The organism is Alcaligenes sp. GW821-FHT11D07, assembly GCF_058808495.1.
In genome coordinates, this window is record NZ_JBXART010000004.1 from 18,823 (window position 1) to 37,754 (window position 18,932).

Below are 18,932 nucleotides of genomic sequence, written 5' to 3' on the forward strand. Positions count from 1 at the left end.
GAGTGTAATTAAATAAGGCGAATTTGTTTTGATTGGGTCAATTTGAGTTAATGTAAGCATTTGAAGCGATTGTATAAAATAAAAACGTATCGTTTTCAAAGGTAGAGGGCTGGAGGGCTGGTCGCTACGGGTTTTAAGTCCTAGGTTTTGGTGCTGATCGGTGTGTTCTACGCTTGGCTGAAACCGTCCTACTGCTGGCTTAACTGAACAAGGTTATATGCCGCTATGACTACATATCAAGGTGAGCTGCTGGAGCACACGCAAGCTCATGCGCAGGCCGCTTATTGGTTTACTCGCCTAAACTCCGGCGAGGCCACGGCTGCAGAGCTACGCGAATTCGAGGATTGGCGTCGTGACAATCCAGAGAACGAACGCTCGTACCGATATATTTGCTATTTTTGTGATGCCAGCCTGGATGCCCCCGAGCACGAGATTCGTCGTCTATTGACGGGCCCGGATGGAAAAACCGTATTGTCCAAGCCATATTACCGAGGTGTGCTGGCTGGCCTGGTGGTCTTTGTTTTGTGCTTAGTTGTGTTTTTCTCCTGGCCAGAACGAGTGCTGAGAGAAGAGCATCTGGTGGCCGGCGCGCAGACGCTGGAACAACGTCTGGTAGATGGTTCTGTCCTCTTGTTAGGGCCGGACTCCGTCCTTGAGATTCGAGAGTACGAAGACAGGCTGAATTTGCAGCTGATGCGGGGTCAGGTATTTTTGCAACTGGCCGATCCCACTGAAAAGAGCGTGACGGTCTTTACCAACTTTGCTCAGGCACGTGCTAACCGAGGGCAGTTCTCTGCTTTTCTGGATAGCAACCATATGAAGTTCGCGGTGGATACCGGCTCGGTCGAGGTGTCCAGTGGTACGTGGTGGCGCAAGCAAATTCGGGTGCTGATTCCCGGCCAGCGTCTTGATGTTGATCGGTGGTCAGGAATGAAACGGGTTCAACCCGCTCCTGTATCTCCGAATGAGGCCGACTAATAGTCGGCCTCTTACATTTCAGGGCTATTTAGAACAGCCAATTCAGGAATAGTTTGCCGTTTATATCGGCGCGGCTGTCACCGAGCAAACGGGTGTTGGCAGCCAGGCCTAAACGTAGATGCTCAGATTGCTGCAAGCTGATGCTGGCCCCCAGCGCCAAGGCGTGGCGATCCACTCGTGCATAGCGCCCATCAAAGTTCACGGATTGTGCATTGGCAAACGCGGCATGTTGGGTCTGATTACGACGCAGTAAAGCCTGCTCCCAAGCTACGGATAAAGAAGTCTGCAGTTGACGGTCCTGGCTCAATGCCCAGTTCTGACGTAGGGCCAGACCTACAGACGCTTGCAAGGCATTTTGCCGACTGGAGTCTAATTGCAGACGGCTGGCGGCATCCCCGCTTTCTTCCAGACCGGGGCGACGGTAATGGATGTAATCCAAGGCCACCATCGGGCCGATACTGCCGTTCTCGCCCAGTGCCCAGTTATAGCCAGTCTGCACACCCAGCGAGAATGTCTTGCCTGTCCAATCAGAGGCGGGCCGTGCCTGATAGCCAGCAAAGCTGATGTCACGATTCATCTTGCCCTGCTCTATCCCTATGCGCAGTTGTGCCAGACCATTCCAGCCTTCATGGCTGTAGCCGCGATAGCGTGCATGCAGGCCCAAACCCAGACCGGTCAATTTGCTCTTGGCCTGGAAGGGGGCGTCAATGTTTACACGTTGCTCATTGGCATTGCCGTGCACACCCAGGCTCCAGTCGCTGCCTTCGGCGCGATGCTCAGCACCGAGCAAGATGCCGTAGGTGTCACTACGGTGATCCACATCATTGCTGCCCAGTTGCCAGTGGTAGCGCCCCCCATAGGTCTGGATGAAGCTTTGCCAGCCACTCTTGTCCAGCCCGGCAGTCTGGCGTAGTTGTTCGGACACCAGCTGTTCACGGCGCAAACTGGCGGCTGTCTGAGCGGCATAGGAGCCAGCGCTTAATTGGTCCAGCGCCAGGCCGATATCGCTACCATCGGCACGCGAGAAGTCCATGGCCTGATACACGGACGCTAAAGACTGATTCCCGAAGGAGGCTTGCGCCAGGCTTTGGCCGACTGCGGCGGCATTGGGCGAGGCCGCATATTGGGCATAAGCGTCCTGTTGTCGGCTGACGGTCCAGCCATTGCCATTGCTGTGCACATTCAAGCTGGGCGACGCCAGCGTGGCACTGTATAAGGCAAACTGCCCTTGTGTCTGGCTGGCGGTGAACACCTTGTCCTGATCCAATGTCCAGCCGTTTTGATACCAGTCTGGCTGCAGGTCCAGATGCAGCTCACCATCCAGTTGGGCCAAGCCTTGCACGTCAATGTGATCATTCTGCGTGGTGGATGCTTCCACCAGCATTCGTCCATCAGGGCCCTGGATAAAGTTGCCCTTGATCGTCATGCTCCCGTAGGAGTTGCCAGGACTGAGTGTGCCGTTATTGGTGAAGTTGTATTCGGGATTAATGGTGAATTGGCTATTCCCGTATAAGGTGGCGCCTTGATCGACACGCGCGCCAAATAGCTCATGTTCCCCGTTCAAGGACGTTGCGCCCCCGGCAATGACCAGCGCCAGATTGTTTTGGCCTTTGATATTGCCGTCATAGCGCATCTGGAAGTCCGCATCGGCCACCGCCGTCGCCTGCCCTTGTTCATTGGCCTTCAGACCGAAAGTGACGCGGGTCAGCAGCAGTTCCTGGTCAGTGTCGCGACGGTTGTAATCAGAGCGAATGTCACCCGTAATCTGTGCGCCTTGCAGGATATTGATGTTCTGTACCCAGGCATTGTCCGAGATATGAATGGCCGCCGTAGAGCCTGACAAGGTGCCCGACAAGTCGTAGTTGGAGATCAGGGCGCCTTTCAGAATTTCGGGCATGGGTGTCGGACGATTGCTCAAATACAGCCAGGAGCCGTGATACTCATCGTTGCTACCCATGGCGTTCTGACCAAAATCAAACAAGGCTCCGACGCCATCAGGGCCATCCGCCCGGACCTCACCTTGCTGGACAATATTGTGATGGCGGCCATAGCTGAACTGCAGACCGCGACCATACCAGCCCTGAGCATGAATACGCGTCGCTTCAGGAATAAGGAGTGTGTTTTCGCTGCCGTCCACACGCACTCCTATGCCTCCTGGGCCGGCTGTCAGCAGATCAGCTGTTTGGGTAATGGTGTTGCGCTCGCCATAAATGTGCAGGCCCAAACCTTGTGTGGCCATGTTGTACTGACCGGGCAGGTAGGCCGTGCCGTCTTCATTGCGAGCAAAGTAGCCATTGGTATTGTTCAGGGTCACGTCGTCACCGTAAACCGAGTACCCAAAGAAGTTGCGTCTATCAATTGACAGCCCAATGTCTTGCAGAGCAGCCACTTCCACTTCCATCAGGTTCACGTAGTTCCGATAGCTCTGATGACTCATCAAGCTGTTGCGCAGCTCGGTGTGGCTCATGTAGTTCGTATCTACCCCATATTGGGGAGCATCATGAAAATACAGAATGCTGACAGGGATACCCGGCATCGCACCATTCAGGACTTCCTGCACATGGTTCCCTGTGAAGTAGCCATTGTCCTCACGCAGGTCAAAGGCGTTGGGATCATAAGGCGTATCGCAGGCGGCGCACATGATCTTTTGTCCTGGCGCGGCGGCGCGTCCTTGGTCGTCACGCAAACCCAAGGCCCAGGGGCTTAAATCATTCAGAAAATAGGGAGTCGGCTTGTCAGAGCTGTTCGCGAGTGGATTGCTTACGACCTGGTTGTTAATGCCCAAAGCGTGGGCCAACTCGTGGAAAATCACCGCGTTGTAGTCAACCTTGCCCGTTAAAGGCAATTGGCTGGGGGTGACGGGGGCTGTGTCCATATCCAGCTCTCCGACGCCGACAATGGCATCCGGGCTATTCGGGTTACCCGGGAATAGTCCCTGCAAGCGTGCCTGCAATGCCGATATGGTGAAGTTCGGGTGCTCTGGGTTGGAGATGTATTCGCCATAGGCATTGGCATTTTGTCCATTCATGGTGCCCAAGTTGATAACAGCGGGTGTGTAATCAGCGGGCAAGGTAATGATTTCGGCCCAGCGCTCCAGCGCGGCACGAATTTTCAATCGGCCATTTTCGTCAACCTCCCTGGGGGAAATGCGCTGTTCTGATTGGCCAGTCGCGTCGTAGCTCCCATCGCTGGGGCCGTAAACCCGCAGCTCAAAGGCCTTTTGACCTTGCTTGTTCAGAATGATTTCTGTCTCGTAGGCGTGGGCGCTGCTGGCCCAGCTCAGGGCCAGCAAGGTGTGGCCTAGTAGTGCTTTGATTTTGAAGTCCATAGGAGTCAGAGAGGTGGAGGGCAAGGGTTAAAAGGCACTTTTTGTGTAAAAGTAAATAAAAGTGTCTTTTTGGGCTACTTATTTCTGAACGTGCCTGGGCTGCTGAGTACACGGCACAACAGTCTTTCGGGCCTAAAAGGGTAAAGACAAGGGGACTGGCAGCCGTAACCTGTATGGGATGACTTGTCCAAGAGGAGTAATTATGACGATAGAGATCAGCGGCCAGGGTTTAACGCACGCTCAAAATCTCCCGGTAGTAGAACCTTTACACGCCGCTGCGGTGACACCCCCTGTGGTGTCAGAACAAGATGGCGGGGGCGGTATTGATGCATCAGGCCGTATCAAGGTGACTCTGTCCCCACTTGGGAAAGAGCTGTCTTTGACCAGTCAGCAAGCTAATCAGAAAGAGCGCGACAAGGACATTGATGACAGCTCCTTGCCCGATGGCGTCAAAGACTTACTGAAACGCATCCGCGACCTGAAAGAACAGATCCAGCAAAAGCTGCTGGAGTTGCAGCGTATCCAGGCCAGTAATACAGGCAGCGAAGCAGAAAAAAAGCAGGAGCTTGAGCGTGTGCAGTCTGAACTGAACAGTTTGAACGGTGCACTGACCAGTGCCCATTCCATGCTGAACAAGGTCATGGACGACATTGAATTGGGTGGTGAGTCCCGCGTGGAAGTAGCGAATTTATTGATGAAGTAAAAAGCCGTTCGACTGGCTTTGGACTCCTTGGGGCGCAGGTGGCTTAGGTGGGTGTGGTTTGCCCCTTGAACCCGCTTACTGCGCCCTTTTTTTGTGCGGCAGATTGTGTAGTTGAAATAGCCGCTGGCTACAGGTCTTAGGGTTGCGTTGCTACCGTCAAAGCACGGGTGATTTTGTGGTTCAGCTGATGGGGGGACATCAAATCCGCGCTGACCTGAGCCTTGGTCTGGATGATGTAGGCCGTAGAGGGGTTCAGGCCAATGCAATAGACCACCAGCGAACCGCCCCCCAGCGGCGCAGAACCCATGTACACCCCTAACTGACCGTTGCTGGTGTCCGTTTCATTGCTTTGTTGATAGCCTTCCCCCGCCGCAGTTTGCTTGACTGTCTCCAGGCACTGGGCGACGTTTAAGCGGGAAATAGAACGCTGTTCGGCTTCCAGTTCCAAAGGCTCCAGCTCCTGAGCCTCTACCGCGAAAGCGGCGTGGATCAAAGCGGCCATCAAAACCCATTTTCGTAGTTTGCGCATGACGCCCTCCCGCAGGAGACGATGGAAAACCCAGCATAGACCTGAACGGCCAGGGCAGGCTTTGATGCTGCGTAATTCAGGACTAAGTTTCGGGTTTGTACTAAGGGGCAGTGAGGGCTTTAGCCCTACTGTTTTGGGACTGGGAGCTTTCCAGTTTGTTTCAGTAATTTCTTCTCTTCAGTTTTTACGCGACGCTCCAGTTTTTTAATGTCTTCTTCAGCGGGGAGTTGTTCAGGCTGGATGCCGCGCTGGCCGAGCATATCTCGCACACTGCGGTTGTTCTGTTCGTGTTCGCGGGTGATCAAAGTTTCGCCATGTAGCTGCTCTTGCGTGACGTTGTGGTTCGTCATCTCAGTGGCAAGATTCTTGGCAGCAATGGTTAGCGTAGGCAGAAAGTCAGCCAAAGGGCGTGTCTGGGTAATGCCGTAGCGGTCTTTCATCATCTTGGTGGTGTGCCCCCCAAATAGAGCCGCATCACCCTTGGATCGGATACGGCCAAAGCCCCTATCGTCTACGCCATGTTCATAGAGATTTTGCGAGAGTGTCCTTTCGGACTCTCGAAGACGTCCGCGGGCATCCAAGCGAGCCTGCAGACGCATGCGGTCTTCAATCAGCTCCTGTTTGCGGGTTTGGATAGCAAAGTAGCTTTGCGCAAACGCGATTGCTGGCTTTCGTGGGTCGCCGTTCTGGGCGATGAGATAGCAGGCATAGCGGGTGAGCATGATGTCTTCTATTGAACGATCTGCTCCGCTACCAATCTGGACCATTTTCGTGACGCCACGAAAATGGTCTCCTTCTTCGTAACCAGTGGTTTTACAAGACTCTACAGCCCGATCTATCGCAGTCTTGAAGTTTTCCCAGCGCACATAGCCCAAAGGCTCCATCAGGTCGCGGGCAAACCAGAACTCCACGCCCTCTTCAGGGATGGTGTGGCTCAAGTCATCGAATTGGTTTGTCAGTTGCGTAATGTCCTGGGTTTCCATTTGGTGTCTCCGGGTCGCCCGGCGCTTGTAAGGACATCCTTGGAAGCCTTGCCGGGTTCTAGGGCTAGTGTGATGAGACACCGATGGTGTTCAGGTCTGCATCACTTCCCAATACAAAAACTGGAAAAGATCTCTCCCAGCAAGTCATCGCTGCTGAATTCGCCGGTGATGGAGCATAGGTCCAGATGCGCCAGGCGTAGTTCTTCGGCAAACAGATCCAGTACTTGATCGCTGTGAGTGGCGTGTTCTGCGGCCAGGCCCAGGTGGTATTCGGCCCGCTCCAAAGCACGCAGGTGACGCTCCCGGGCCAGCCAGGGCGATTCGCTGCCCGGGTTCCAGCCTGCAATGTCCAGCAAGGTGCGGCGCAGCGTATCCAAACCTTTGTCTTTGCGGGCAGAAATAGGTAGCACGGTGGCGCCGCTTTCCTGGGCGGGCAAAGCAGCTTGTTGCTCAGGTGTCAGCAAGTCTATCTTGTTATAGACCCGCAGCACGGGTACGTGGGCTGGCAGGCGGCTGGTTATGGCACTGTCCAGTTCGTCTTGCGGATTGCGGGCGTCCAGCAGGTGCACGATTACATTGGCTTTAGCGATCTCGTCCCAGGTACGGGCGATACCAATGCGCTCCACCGTATCGTCGGTATCACGCAGGCCAGCGGTGTCCACGATATGCAGCGGGATGCCGTCGATGTGGATCAGTTGCATGACGCGGTCGCGGGTGGTGCCGGCGATATCGGTCACGATGGCTACGTCTTCGCCGGCTAGCGCGTTGAGCAGACTGGATTTGCCCACGTTGGGCTGGCCTGCCAGGACAACGTGCAAGCCCTCTCGCAGAATGGCTCCTTGGCGCGAGTGCTGCAAGATACGTTCCAGCTCGTCCTGTATGCCTTGCAGGGTGGCCGCAGCCTGGTATTTCTCTAGAAAGTCGATTTCTTCTTCGGGGAAATCCAAGGTGGCTTCAACCAGCATGCGCAGGTGAATGATGCGGTCGGCCAATGCGTTCACATTGTTGGAAAACACGCCGGACAGGGAGGCCACGGCACTGCGGGCGGCGGCTTCTGAAGAAGCGTCGATCAGGTCAGCGACGGCCTCGGCCTGGGCTAAATCCAGCCTGTCATTGAGGAAGGCGCGTTGAGTGAATTCACCTGGTTCAGCCAGCCGCAATTCCATGTCTTTGCCTGCTTCCAGGCAGCGGTCCAGCAGGCGGCGTAGAACGGCCGGGCCGCCGTGGCCTTGCAGCTCCAGTACGTCTTCGCCGGTATAAGAATGCGGGCCTTTGAAAAACAGGGCAATGCCTTCGTCGATGGCCTCGCCCTGAGCATCCTTGAAGGGCAGAAAGTGTGCGTGGCGCGCTTGTAGTGTGCGACCAAACAGTGTCTGGATCAGAGCGCTAAGGTCGGTACCCGACACGCGGATGACACCAATACCACCCCGGCCGGGGGCGGTGGCAATAGCCACAATAGGGGAAGAGCTGGACATGGGCAGATCGATCAAAAAGGCGGAATAGAACCGTATTGTAATGGAGCAATGGGTTCGGCTCGGACCTAGGCAGGACGCCTTTGTCCGTCTTAAAAACGCTTGTGATGGTGATGGGGCAAGCTACGCTCTGACAATCAAGAAATCAAACGCCAGCTCCTTGCGCCCGACAGGCTTAGTGCCCGTTTACACATACCACCAAAATCTCCACGCTCTCCCCGTGCTCGCACAGGTACAGGTGGCCCAGATTGCTTTTGAAGTAAATGCTGTCGCGGGACTGCAGGACATGGCGGCGGCCGTCCTGGAACTGCATGGTCAGTTGGCCATCGATGACAAAAATAAATTCTTCGCCCTCGTGCTGGCTAAAGTCCGTGGCATTGCGGGGCTCGCCCGCCAGGACACGTCCGTGCATGGGTGTCATCTGTTTATTGACCCACTCGGAAGCCAGCATGCCGTATTCGTAGCGGTGCGCGTGGTAGGTCACGGTGCGTGATGCCCGGCCTACCAAAATGTCCATGCCCGATTCGTTTTGATCTCGTGGGGTCTTGAACAGGTCTGACAAATCCATTTTCAAGGCTCGGCTGACGGCCAGGAATTTCTCGTAGCTCAGGCCTATCAAACCGCGTTCTGCTTTGGACAGGGTGGACAAAGAGACATTGGATAAGCGGGCCAACATCAACAGGGTCAATCCCTGTCGTTTGCGTTCATCGCGGATGCGCGCCCCCATGGCTGTTTTGCTCAATAAATTCGGGGCGGTGTTGGCTAAGTCTTTTGTCATAACCTAAAGAAGTAAGAAACCATGTTCTTATAGATATTATTAATTTTCTTATAAGAAAACTCTGTCCTATTGTATAGAACTACACGCTTTACGTCGGGAGAAAGAAGGCATGACTGCGTTGTTTGATCCTACTGCTTATCCCTCTACCTCGGTGGAATGGATACAAAAACTGATTGCTTATGATACGACAAGCCGGGAATCTAACCTGGCCCTGATTCACGATGTTCAAGCCTATTTGCAGCAGCAAGGGGTGGAAACGGTACTGACTCATGATGCCAGTGGTCGCAAGGCCAATTTGTTTGCCACTATCCCCGCTGCCGATGGCACTAAGACGGGTGGCATTGTGCTGTCCGGCCATACGGATGTGGTGCCGGTGGACGGTCAAAACTGGACCAGCGACCCATTCAAGGCAGAGATCCGCGATGATCGCCTCTATGGCCGCGGTGCCTGCGACATGAAGGGATTTGTTGGTGTCACGCTGCAGCTGGTTCCGGAAATCCTGGCGACCAAGCTGGCCAAACCCATTCACCTGGCCTATTCCTACGACGAGGAAGTCGGTTGCGTGGGGGCGCCGGTGATGATCGATGATCTGGTGCGCCGTGGCGTCAACCCTGAAGGCTGCGTGGTGGGTGAACCCACCAGCATGCGTACCATCGTGGCGCATAAAGGCATTAATGCGTATCGCTGCCGGGTGCATGGTCATGCGGCGCATTCGTCCTTGACGCCCAAAGGAGTGAACGCGATTGAGCATGCGGCGCGCATCATTACCGCGATTCGTGATCTGGCTGATGATTACAAGAGCATGGGCCCTTACGACCATGACTTCGACGTGCCCTTCACCACACTGCAAACCAGCATGATTCGTGGCGGCATTGCGCTCAATACGGTGCCCGATCTGTGCGAATTTGAGTTTGAGTACCGCAATCTGCCCGGTGTGGACCCTGAGCCCATCCTGCAAGAAATTCGTGAATTCATTGACTTGAAAGTCTTGCCTGCCATGCGTCGTGAACACCCCGATGCGCTGGTGGAGCTGGAAAAACTGGCCAGCGCCCCCGGCCTGAACCCGGAAGAGCAAGCGGCCATCACCCAGTTGGTGCGTGAACTGACACGCGACACGACGGTTCGTAAAGTGGCTTATGGCACTGAAGCCGGTCTGTTCCAGCAAGCGGGGGTCCCGTCCATTATTTGTGGTCCCGGCAATATCGAGCAGGCTCACCGCCCCGATGAATACGTAGAACTGGCTCAGGTGGATCAGTGCGAGCAGTTCTTGCGTGCCCTGATTCGCAGCCAGTCAGTTGCTTCCTAAAAACGAATAAACAGGTTTCCAGACAAACCCATGACAACAGATAAAGTTACCCAGGAAAACGTGGTGCAGGCGCATGAGCGTCTGCGTCCCTATGTGCGCCAGACGCCGGTGTTCGATTACCAAACCCGGCGTCTGGATAGCGCAGTCAATTTCAAGTTCGAGCATTTGCAGGCTTCGGGCACCTTCAAGGCACGCGGTGCCTTCAATAACCTGCTGAGCTTGTCTGAAGAAGCGCGCCAGCAAGGGGTGACCTGCGTATCGGCAGGCAATCACGCTGTGGCCGTGGCCTACGCGGCCCACCAAATGGGCGTGAAAGCTAAAACCGTGATGATCAAGACGGCCAGCCCGGCACGAGTTGCCCTGTGCCGTGAATACGGTGCGGAGATTGTGTTTGCCGACAACGGTGAACAGGCTTTTGAGCTGGTGCGCCAGATCGAGAAAGAAGAACAGATGAGCTTTATCCATCCGTTCAGTACCTACCCTACCGTGCTGGGTACAGCCACCTTGGGCTACGAGTGGTTGCAGCAAGCGGGCAAGCTGGACGCCGTGCTGGTGCCCATTGGTGGCGGTGGCCTGGCAGCTGGCGTGTCAGCAGCCGTCAAGCTGTGGCAGCCCGATTGTGTGGTCTATGGCATTGAGCCGGTGGGAGCTAATGTGATGGCACTGAGCCGTCAGGCGGGCGAACCGCAAAAAATCGGTGCCATGCAGTCGATTGCTGACAGCTTGATGGCCCCGCATACCGATGAGTTCAGCTTCCGTGTGTGTCAGGACAATATCGATACCCTGGTTACCGTCAACGACGACCAGATCCGCGCTGGGATGCACTTCCTGTTTGAAGAATTCAAGATGGCGACGGAACCGGCGTGTGCCGTGGCGACCGCCGCTTTGATGTTCCCCTTGCGCAAGCACTTGGCCGGACAGCGGGTAGGTGTGCTGTTTTGTGGTTCCAACACGGATACCGAGACCTTTACCCGGCATATCAATACGCCATTGGCGCAAGGCTAAGCATGCAGCCCACCGTTTATGTAGCAAAAGCCCAGGAAGTGTATGACGGGCTGGATTTAGGGGCGGCCATCGATCTGATGCGCCACGGCTTTATCGCCCTGCAACAAGGTCGTATTGATCAGCCTTTGCGCACGATTGTGCGCAGCAGCTTGTCCACGGGTTTTTTGGGCATGATGCCTGCCTGCATCGACATGCCCGAGATTTATCCCGAGCCTCTGTACGGTGCCAAGATGGGCACCTTGTTTCCAGACAATGTGCGTCTGGGTAAAGATCCGCATCAAGGTTGCGTGCTGTTGATGAGTGGCCTGACCGGTGAAACACGGGCCATTCTGGATGCCAGCAGTGTCACCGCCCTGCGCACGGCCGCGGTTAGTGGCCTGGCCACTGATATGTTGGCGCGGCCCGAGGCCAGCGTGCTGACCTTGTTTGGGGGTGGGCATCAGGCCCTGTGGCAGTTGCGGGCAGTAGCGCAGGTGCGCCCCCTGAGCAAAGTCTTTGTTATTACGCGCTCGGCACAATCGGCTCAGCATTTTATTGAAGAGGCTCAGGCCTATCTGGATTGCCCCTTGATTGCCGGTGCCACACCACAAGAAGCGGTGGCTCAGTCCGATATGGTGCTGACGGCAACAAGTTCCGCCACGCCGGTCTTGCAGCGTGAATGGCTGTGCCCGGGTACACACATTACTGCGATGGGTTCTAGCACACCGGCCAGCAGTGAACTGGACGGGCCCACCATGACGGCGGGCCGCTTGTTTGTGGACAGGGCGCAATCCACGCGTAATGAATCGGGCGAATTTTTGAATGCGTGCAAGCAGGGCTATTTGTCTGCGGACACTGAGCTAAACGAGCTGGGCGCCGTTTTGGAGGGGCAAGCTGCAGGCCGCCTGAATGCGGAAGAAATCACAATTTTTAAATCCTTGGGACTGGCATTTGAAGATGTACTGACGGCGGCCGCTTTGCTAAGCCGTCATGCCCAACAAGGAAGTGGACGAGTAGTAGAACTTTAATAGCGTCATCAAGAGGCAGGAGAGGAGCAATGAAAAAGAAATGGGCGCAGGTTTTGCTGGGAACGGCATTAGCCTTGGCAATGGGTGTATCGGTGGCCAGTAAATTGCCAGACACGGTACGCCTGGTAGTGGGGTATCCAGCGGGCGGCACTGCCGATGCCGTGGCACGGGTCTATGCCGAGCAACTGCGTGACAAGCTGGGTGTGAACGTGGTGGTGGACAACCGTGCGGGAGCAGGTGGGCAGGTAGCCGCGCAAGGGTTTTTGCGCTCCCCCACCGATGGGTCTGTGCTGTTGGTAGCCAATAACCACATGATGACGACCTTGCCTCTAACGGTGAAAACGGTCACTTACGATCCCATGAAGGATTTTGCGCCAGTCGCGGTGATTGCCAAGTTCGAGCATATCTTTGTTGTGGGTAAAACCACGCCGGCGAACACATTGGCGGAGTACGTAGAACTGGTGCGCAAAGAGCCGGAAAAATACGGTCATTACGGCATCCCCGCCCCTGGCAGTGCACCCCAGTTCATGGGTTACAGCATTGCCAAGAAAAACGATATCCAGATGTCCCCCGTGCCGTACAAAGGGGGCGCACCGTTGATCAACGACTTGCTGGGTGACCATATCCCTGCAGGGGTGGATGCCGTGGGCATGATTACCGAACACGTCGCCGCCGGTTCAGTGCGCGTGCTGGGTATTACCGGGGCTGAACGTCTGCCTATCTTGAAGGACGTACCTACTTTTGCAGAGATGGGCTATGGCGATCTGAAGGCCTCGGGCTGGATGGGGATTTTTGCGCCATTGGGCATGGAACCCGAGATGGTTAAGCAGTTCCAGGACGCCTTTAACGAAGTGGCCAAGTTGCCCAAGATTGAAAGCGCCATCACGCCTATCGGTTTCCGACCAGAATCGGGCGACGCGCAGGAGCTGTCCCGTATTGTTCAGGACGATCTGGATACCTGGGGTCCCATCATTAAGGAGTCGGGGTACTTGCAGCAGTAAGGCTAAGGGTGTCTGTGCGGACGCCTTGATGTACTCGTTTTGAAGCAAATATATGCGGGCCTGATACCCAATCAGGCCCGTTGCTTGTAGCAATTTTAATAATAGAACAAGCGCCCCCAGTACCAAGCTGCGTACTCAGTTTCGGCCCGGCTGATTGGTAGATCACAGTGCGAAAAAACAGGCCTTTTCCCCCGAAAGGGAAGACGGTGATCTAGGCTTTAGCTTGGCAAAATTCAGTTGATTTATCAGCCTTGAACACAGGTAAAACTCCCGGTCTGAGACTGGGAAATAGCATCAAATTTGCTCCGTTGCCTGCGCCAGTTTTCTGAACTTCCCTGAGTGAAGCCATCTTAGCGATCGCGCTTAAGTTCAATAAGTGGCTGATATATATAGAGGAATTATTGTTTTAGGTTTCTAGGGAATTCCCTATGTTTTATTTATTGGCTAGCCAGTTAATATATTTCAAACTCGAATTAACGAAGCAGGTCATTAGAAAACCACGGAAGGAGAGACAGGTGCGTAAAACGATATTGACGATGGGGTTGCTCGTGACGCTGGGGGCTGTGGGGGCCGTACAAGCACAGACCATCAAAATCGGTGTGATTCAGCCTTTAACCGGTTCGGTGGCATACAACGGCGAGGCCGATGTGAATGGTTCCAAGCTGGCTGTCAAAGAACGGAACGCTCGTGGCGGTGTTCTGGGGCAGCAGGTGGAACTGGCTATTGAGGATGGTGAGTGTCAGCCCTCTAAAACCGTGAACGCGGCTGAAAAATTGATCCAGAAAGACAAGGTGCCGATTATTTCGGGCGCCTTTTGCAGTTCAGCCACGATTGCGGCCATGAGCGTGGCACAAAAATACAAAGTGCCTTTGCTATCGGGCGTGTCCTCCAAAAGCGATTTAACGGATCGCGGCAATGAATGGTTTTTCCGGACGGCGGAAACGGATGGTTTGCTGGCACATGCCTTCGCCACCATCTTGGTCGAGCAGCTCAAGCTGAAAAAAATTGCCTACATCGCGGTCAACGATGATTGGGGCCGCGGGGGGATGGAGGAGTTCTCCAGCCAGATCGAAGCGCTGGGCGGTGAAACCGTACAGAAACTGTATTTTGACCATGGCACGACTGACTTCTACACGCTGCTGACGCGTGTACGGGCTGCTAAGCCGGATGGCGTCTTTGTGGCTGCAGAAACCCAGGATGGCTCGATTCTGGTCAAACAGATGAAGGAAGTGGGCCTGCAAAGTTTGATCTTTGGCGTGGGTAGCTGGGCCACGGCCGATTTCGTTAATTTGGCTGGCTCTGCATCGGAAGGCATTCATGCGGCTGTTCCCTACGCCCATACCTTGCAACGCCCCGAAAATCTGGAGTTCGTTCAGTCCTATCAGAAAGAGTACGGGGAACTGCCCGGCAAGTATTCGGTAGCTGGCTACAACGCACTCAACATCATCATGGATGCGATAGAGCGTGCCGGGGAAGCGGACCCGGACAAGATCCGCTTGGCACTGCCGGCGACAGACTACAACGGTCCCAATGGCAACTTCAAATTCAACGAAAAACGACAAGGCTACGGTTTTGATGCCGTGCTGGTGCAGCTCAAGAACGGGCAACCGGACATTGTGGCCCAAGCGACCGTAACGGCAGATTAAGACGGCCATGGGCTGTGGGTTTCATCGTTTTTTGAGGGGGCATTGTGTTTGATTTATTGCTGCAGTTCATTGCCAATGGACTGGTTAATGGGACGTTCTACGCTCTGTCAGCGCTAGGTCTGACCTTGATTTTTGGCCTGATGCGATTGGTGAACTTTGCTCATGGCGAGTTCTACATGATCGGTGGGCTGCTGGGGTGGCTAGTTACCCAGCAGTTGGGGCTGAATTTCTTTGTAGGGCTGGCGCTGGTCGTGGTGGTCGTGGCCTTGTTTGGCTGGTTGCTGGATCGTTTCTTGATTGCGCGCATCCGGGACAAAGGCCCGGAACCGGGTATTTTGCTGACGATTGGGCTGTCGATTTTTCTGACGAATACGGCCTTGATGATAGTGGGGACGGCACCGCTCAAAGTGATTGCGCCGGTGCCCAACACCCCGATGTTCATTGGGCCTATCTTCATTACCGAAGTTCGAATCTTTGCCATCGGGATGTCCATTGCCGCCATTGTGGGTGCGCGTTTGCTGATCCAGAAAACGCGCTTGGGCAAAGCCATGCGGGCCACGTTTCAGGACTCGACGGCTGCAAGCCTGGTAGGCATTAATACCGCCACTATCTACGCATCGACCTTCGCTTTGGGCGTGGTCCTGGCGGCAACCTCGGGCATGTTGCTCAGCTCCATCTATGTGGCGCAGGCCTCCATCGGTGGCTTGATCAGTTTGAAGGCCTTTGTGGTTGTGATCCTTGGGGGGATGGGCAATTTCGGCGGAGCCATTTTGGGCGGCTTGATCCTGGGTGTGGCAGAGGCTCTGTGGGGTGGCTATGTGCAAACGGGCACCGCAGACATGGTGGGTTTTGCACTGGTTATTTTGATTCTGTTTTTCCGCCCCTATGGCTTGTTTTCGGTTCGAGCGGAGCGCGCATAAATGAAAATAGAACGTCACGTTATGGTGGGCTTTCTGGTCTTGTCGGCCTTGCTCGCTTGTTTTGTTCAGAACGATTACTTGCTGCATATCCTGGTGCTGGTGCTGATGTACAGCGTCCTGGCCAGTAGCCTGAATTTAATTATTGGCTATGTGGGGGAGTTCCCGCTGGGGCATGTGGCATTTTTTGGTCTGGGCGCGTATTCCGTCGCTATTTTGAGTTCGCCCGCGGTGGGCTGGCCCGTCACGGTAACGATTGCAGCGGCTGCCTTGATTGCTGCTGCGGCCGGTTATGTGATTGGGCGCGTCACCCTGCGTCTGAATGGGCCCTTCTTTGTGATTGTGACGCTGGCGTTTGCCGAGGTCTTGCGTCTATTGGCCAATAACTGGGTAGACCTGACCAATGGCCCGATGGGCATCTCGGGGGTGGCTCATCCTGCGGTGCTGGATATGACGCCCTGGTTGGCGGGCAAACGCGGCTTTGTAGTGATGGGGATTGTGCTGGCAGCCATCACTTTCTATATCTGCTATCGCTTGGTTCACTCCAGCGCAGGCCGAGCTGCAGTCACGATGCGGGAAAACAATTACGTGGCCCAGTCAGTCGGTATCGACCCCTTCCGCTATTCGCAATTTGTCTTTGTGGTGGCGGCCTTTCTGGCCGGGATTGCCGGCGCGTATTACGCCAGCTACATCAGTTTTGTGGGTCCCGAAGTGTTCGGTTTTCCGTTCACGGCGACCATGATCATTATTGTTTTGCTGGGCGGTAAAGGCACCTTGCTGGGGCCTATTGCCGGAGCCATTGTGGTGGCCTTGCTGGAGGAATACCTGCGTGAGTTCAAGGAATTGCGCCTGTCCCTCTTTGGGCTGATTGTCATGGCTTCGGTGCTGTTCGCCCCCAACGGAATCATGGGCTTTGTGCAGCAGCGTTTTCATCATTTGTTTGGGAGGACGCGTCATGCTTGAAGTGTGCGGTCTTAGCAAATCCTTTGGCGGTATTCATGCGGTCCAGGACATTGATTTTACGGTTCCCTCTGGGCAGATCGTCAGCTTGATCGGGCCTAATGGGGCGGGCAAAACCACCTGCTTTAACCTCATTACCGGCTTTTATCAGCCCACCCGTGGGCGGGTGCTGTGGGATGGGCAAGAGGTCACAGCCAGCAAGCCTTATCGCATGGCACAGCAGGGGGTCATTCGCACCTTCCAAAAGACCAATGTGCTGCGGTCCCTAAGCGCTTTTGACAACCTAGTGCATGCCCATTATCTGCGTGATCGCGCGCCGCTCTGGCGTACGTTCTGGCCCAGCAAGGAGCAGGCGCAGGTTCAGCAGGAAATTAGCGATTCGGCCAGCCGCATCCTTGAGCAGATCGGGCTTTCCAAGCGTGCCGATATCCTGGCCGGTTCATTGTCTTGCGGTGAATTGCGTCTGCTGGAAGTGGGGGTGGCCTTGAGCGCCAAGCCCAGGCTGTTGATGCTGGATGAGCCAGCGGCCGGATTGAACACTCACGAGGCAGAAGGCTTGGCCGATTTGCTCAGGCAATTGCCGGGGCAATGGGTGGAATCCATTTTGCTGGTAGAGCACAACATGGGTCTGATTATGCGTGTGTCCGACCAGATCGTCGTCATGAACTTTGGCAAAAAACTGGCGACGGGTACACCCGCGCAGATTCAGGCCAATGAGCAAGTGCTGGAAGCTTATATGGGGAAAGCGGCATGAATACACAGGAAATTCCACCGCTCTTGGCTTTGCATGACGTGGTCGCGGGATATGGCAATTTGACCGCTTTGCATGGCGTTAGCTTGCATGTTCAACCCGGCGAAGTTGTAGCCATTCTGGGGGCTAACGGGGCAGGCAAATCCACCACACTCAGGGCAATCTCCGGCTTGATCCGCCCTACTGCTGGCCAGATTAGCTGGAAAGGACAAGTGATCAGTGGCCGCAGCCCTGAACACATTTTGAAGCTGGGCTTGGCGCATTGTCCTGAAGAGCGGCATGTATGGCCCGAGATGACGGTTGAAGACAATCTGGATCTGGGTGCTTACCTGATCAAATCCAAGTCCGAGGTTGAGCGCCGTAAAGGCATTGCCTTTCACCGGTTTCCACGTCTGAAAGAGCGCTACCGCCAACTGGCCGGCACGCTAAGTGGTGGAGAGCAACAGATGTTGGCGATTGCCCGGGCACTGATGTCCGAGCCCGAGCTGCTGATTCTGGATGAGCCCTCTTTAGGTTTGAGTCCCAAGATGGCGCTGGAGGTCTTTCAAGTCGTGCGCGATATCAGCGAACACGGGGTGTCTATTCTGGTTGTGGAGCAGAACGTGCATAACGCTCTTAACGTGGCCAGCCGGGCCTATGTGCTAGAGACCGGACGTGTCATTGCCGAAAAAGACAGTGCCAGCATGCTGCAAGACCCTGAACTGTTAAGCGCTTATCTGGGAGGCTGATTATGGATACGAGCGATACGATGGGCGCTCAGTCCCGGCTGAGCTATGGCGGCCATGTCAATGCCAATGGGATACGTCAGCATTACTTGCGCTACGCCGGTCCGGGCCCTGCCCTGGTACTGGTGCCGGGTATCACCAGCCCTGCTCCTACTTGGGGATTTGTGGCAGAGCGCCTGGCGCAACACTTTGATGTGTATGTGCTGGACGTGCGTGGTCGCGGGCTTTCTCAGTCGGGGGCAGAACTGGATTATGGCGTGAATGCCTGCGCGGATGATCTGGTCCAGTTTGCCCGCAGGCTTGCACTTGAATCCCCCATTTATGTGGGGCATTCCATGGGGGCGCGCATTTTGATGCGTGCCGCTGCTCGAGGCTTGGATAAAGCCGCGGCCATGGTGCTGGTAGATCCGCCAGTGTCGGGTCCGGGACGACGCCCTTACCCATCAAAAATAGCCTGGTACACCGAGTCCATTGCACAGGCCCAAAAAGGCATGAGCGCTGAGCAGATGCGTCAATTCTGCCCGACCTGGACAAAGGAGCAGCTATGGCTGCGTGCGCAGTGGCTGCATACCTGCGATGTGCGTGCAGTGACAGACAGCTATGAGTGGTTTCATACCGACGATGCCTTTCCTGACTTCAAGCAGCTTGATGGCTGGCGGGTGGCCCTGATGGTGGCTGGTAAAGGCGATGTCATTCATGAGGAGGACATCCAGGAGGCTCAGTCACTGAAACCCGATTTGAAGATTTTGCGGGTGCCAGGCGCCGGGCACATGATTCCCTGGGATGACGAGGAAGACTTTTACCGTGCGCTTGGCACCTTCCTTGGCGTCACCTTTTAATAAG

The 18,932-nt window shown here is 55.2% G+C and carries 17 protein-coding genes; 12 read left to right on the top strand and 5 right to left on the bottom strand.

Going from position 1 to position 18,932, the window contains the following annotated elements; genetic code table 11:
- The first annotated feature begins 225 nt into the window (after positions 1 to 225).
- Positions 226 to 978, top strand: coding sequence for a DUF4880 domain-containing protein (locus AC1RSM_RS16825; protein WP_492933721.1), 753 nt, complete (start codon positions 226 to 228; stop codon positions 976 to 978).
- A gap of 28 nt (positions 979 to 1,006) precedes the next feature.
- On the opposite strand, the gene AC1RSM_RS16830 is transcribed toward AC1RSM_RS16825, so the two are convergent.
- A complete protein-coding gene (locus AC1RSM_RS16830; protein WP_492933722.1) occupies positions 1,007 to 4,330 on the bottom strand; it encodes an autotransporter outer membrane beta-barrel domain-containing protein in 3,324 nt (1,107 codons plus the stop codon).
- Between the two features lie 178 nt (positions 4,331 to 4,508).
- On the opposite strand from AC1RSM_RS16830, the gene AC1RSM_RS16835 reads away from it, so the two are divergent.
- A complete protein-coding gene (locus AC1RSM_RS16835; RefSeq protein WP_492933723.1) occupies positions 4,509 to 5,009 on the top strand; it encodes a hypothetical protein in 501 nt (166 codons plus the stop codon).
- Between the two features lie 136 nt (positions 5,010 to 5,145).
- On the opposite strand, the gene AC1RSM_RS16840 is transcribed toward AC1RSM_RS16835, so the two are convergent.
- From AC1RSM_RS16840 to AC1RSM_RS16855, 4 genes are all read right to left on the bottom strand, one after another.
- Positions 5,146 to 5,538 (bottom strand): DUF6180 family protein, encoded by a 393-nt coding sequence (locus AC1RSM_RS16840; RefSeq protein WP_492933724.1) that lies wholly within the window; start codon positions 5,536 to 5,538, stop codon positions 5,146 to 5,148.
- 125 nt (positions 5,539 to 5,663) lie between these two features.
- Positions 5,664 to 6,521, bottom strand: coding sequence for a DNA damage-inducible protein D (gene dinD, locus AC1RSM_RS16845; RefSeq protein ID WP_492933725.1), 858 nt, complete (start codon positions 6,519 to 6,521; stop codon positions 5,664 to 5,666).
- 101 nt (positions 6,522 to 6,622) lie between these two features.
- Entirely contained in the window at positions 6,623 to 7,996 is a 1,374-nt protein-coding gene (mnmE, locus tag AC1RSM_RS16850; protein WP_492933726.1) for a tRNA uridine-5-carboxymethylaminomethyl(34) synthesis GTPase MnmE, read from the bottom strand.
- Positions 7,997 to 8,168: 172 nt separating this feature from the next.
- Positions 8,169 to 8,771, bottom strand: a complete 603-nt coding sequence (locus AC1RSM_RS16855; protein ID WP_492933727.1) for a helix-turn-helix domain-containing protein — start codon at positions 8,769 to 8,771, stop codon at positions 8,169 to 8,171.
- Positions 8,772 to 8,880: 109 nt separating this feature from the next.
- Here AC1RSM_RS16855 and argE point away from each other — a divergent pair, with 109 nt between their 5' ends.
- From argE to AC1RSM_RS16905, 10 genes are all read left to right on the top strand, one after another.
- Positions 8,881 to 10,077, top strand: a complete 1,197-nt coding sequence (gene argE / locus AC1RSM_RS16860; RefSeq protein ID WP_492933728.1) for an acetylornithine deacetylase — start codon at positions 8,881 to 8,883, stop codon at positions 10,075 to 10,077.
- A 30-nt stretch (positions 10,078 to 10,107) separates the two neighbouring features.
- Complete coding sequence (locus AC1RSM_RS16865) at positions 10,108 to 11,082, top strand: threonine ammonia-lyase (protein ID WP_492933729.1); 975 nt, start codon at positions 10,108 to 10,110, stop codon at positions 11,080 to 11,082.
- A gap of 2 nt (positions 11,083 to 11,084) precedes the next feature.
- Positions 11,085 to 12,089: an ornithine cyclodeaminase family protein gene (locus AC1RSM_RS16870; protein ID WP_492933730.1), complete on the top strand. Its 1,005-nt coding sequence runs from the start codon at positions 11,085 to 11,087 to the stop codon at positions 12,087 to 12,089.
- A 29-nt stretch (positions 12,090 to 12,118) separates the two neighbouring features.
- Positions 12,119 to 13,090: a tripartite tricarboxylate transporter substrate-binding protein gene (locus AC1RSM_RS16875; RefSeq protein ID WP_492933731.1), complete on the top strand. Its 972-nt coding sequence runs from the start codon at positions 12,119 to 12,121 to the stop codon at positions 13,088 to 13,090.
- A gap of 515 nt (positions 13,091 to 13,605) precedes the next feature.
- Positions 13,606 to 14,736 (top strand): ABC transporter substrate-binding protein, encoded by a 1,131-nt coding sequence (locus tag AC1RSM_RS16880; RefSeq protein WP_492933732.1) that lies wholly within the window; start codon positions 13,606 to 13,608, stop codon positions 14,734 to 14,736.
- 44 nt (positions 14,737 to 14,780) lie between these two features.
- Entirely contained in the window at positions 14,781 to 15,656 is an 876-nt protein-coding gene (locus AC1RSM_RS16885) for a branched-chain amino acid ABC transporter permease (RefSeq protein ID WP_492933733.1), read from the top strand.
- The gene (locus AC1RSM_RS16890; protein WP_492933734.1) at positions 15,657 to 16,616 is read left to right on the top strand and encodes a branched-chain amino acid ABC transporter permease; all 960 of its coding nucleotides are present in this window, start codon (positions 15,657 to 15,659) and stop codon (positions 16,614 to 16,616) included. It begins immediately after the preceding gene.
- Complete coding sequence (locus tag AC1RSM_RS16895; RefSeq protein WP_492933735.1) at positions 16,609 to 17,367, top strand: ABC transporter ATP-binding protein; 759 nt, start codon at positions 16,609 to 16,611, stop codon at positions 17,365 to 17,367. Before AC1RSM_RS16890 ends, AC1RSM_RS16895 begins: the two co-directional genes overlap by 8 nt.
- Positions 17,364 to 18,092, top strand: a complete 729-nt coding sequence (locus AC1RSM_RS16900; RefSeq protein ID WP_492933736.1) for an ABC transporter ATP-binding protein — start codon at positions 17,364 to 17,366, stop codon at positions 18,090 to 18,092. Before AC1RSM_RS16895 ends, AC1RSM_RS16900 begins: the two co-directional genes overlap by 4 nt.
- 2 nt (positions 18,093 to 18,094) lie before the next feature.
- The gene (locus AC1RSM_RS16905) at positions 18,095 to 18,928 is read left to right on the top strand and encodes an alpha/beta fold hydrolase (RefSeq protein WP_492933737.1); all 834 of its coding nucleotides are present in this window, start codon (positions 18,095 to 18,097) and stop codon (positions 18,926 to 18,928) included.
- Positions 18,929 to 18,932: the final 4 nt, after the last annotated feature.